Annotated in this window: 2 protein-coding genes; one reads left to right on the plus strand and one right to left on the minus strand. The window is 56.4% G+C overall.

The window, feature by feature from the left end:
- On the minus strand, window positions 1-530 hold a 530-nt coding region (locus ACXJ7R_RS33675; RefSeq protein WP_457155561.1), incomplete at its 3' end, for a transposase.
- 246 nt (window positions 531-776) lie between these two features.
- Between ACXJ7R_RS33675 and ACXJ7R_RS33680 the strand changes: the two genes are divergently transcribed.
- A partial coding sequence (locus ACXJ7R_RS33680; protein ID WP_457155562.1) for a hypothetical protein occupies window positions 777-1,148 on the plus strand: 372 nt, incomplete at its 3' end.

Raw genomic sequence — 1,148 nt, forward strand, 5'->3', positions numbered from 1 at the left:
TAGTAGGTCTGCTCCGATATGCCGGCCTGGCCGACCGCAATCTTGCTGGTCGCGCCGGCAGCGATCGATTTCTCGATCTGGGCAAGCTTCTGGGCGCGTTCCTTCTCGGAATATGTCTTGCGGGCGGTCTTCGCTGCCACGGGAGCTTCTGCGGCCGCAGGCGCAGGTTTCGCTCCGTTCTTGCGGGCCGGCTTTATGAGCTCTGCCTTCGATTTCTGTGCTCGCGGAACTTTCTTCTTCGATTCAGGCACTTCCACTTTGGCTGGCGCTACTGTCGTCTGAACAGTCTGAGCGTCCTGAAAATCGGCCATCATATACTCCGCTTGTGGTTTATCCCCTTCTTCAGCATCAAGGGGTCTTATACTGAAGTCAATGACCTGGGAATTTGGGAGCGGAGCAGCATAGCCCGGCTGCGTCATCTCCGTGGCAATCTTGGACAGGTCGAGATCGCCCCAGATCGAATGGCTTGGCTTCTGCTTACCGCGCCTCTGTTTCATTTCCACGATGAATGGCCGGATCTGGCGCTTCATAGTCTGTTCCTTGATGTGAGCATGACTTGCAAGTCAAGTCGCTGTTCGTGTTAGCGAGTATCCGACCTATCTTATCGCTCTCGTCGTGCTTTATCGGAGAAACCCCGCAACGAGCAAGCGGTGTGTCATGGGCCTTGCGCAGCCGGTTCAATCAACGGGAGGGCGAACATCCCTACTGAGAGGTGATGGGCTGATCTTCAGAGCTGCATCAACACCGATGCTCAGGCGTCCAGCCGGCGGAGTGCGATGACTGTGCACAATCCGGCTGGAGCGATTGCAATCCCTATTTTCTTGGGAACTAATCTTCTTATGGCGGCGGAAGAGCTGGACGCGCTTGTTTTCGGGATGGCGGTCGACAGCGTTCGTGCGCTTTCTGTTCCTTTCGCGGAAAAAGTCGCGGAAGTCGCCCACAGAAGCCAGGGCGTGCTGCTTTTCAATTTGCGCATCGATGGCGACATGGAACTTCAGCGCGTCGCCGCCATCCGGTATCCAAGCAACCAGACAGGGGTTCTGGTGCTGGATAAGCAGGGCTTGTTGACCAGCCATTGCATGGTCAATGGCACTTTCTCCAGCTTTATCGCTCCGTTGGAGGACTGGAACACGCTGCCGCTGGCAACG

It is taken from the genome of Mesorhizobium sp. P5_C1 (assembly GCF_054049815.1).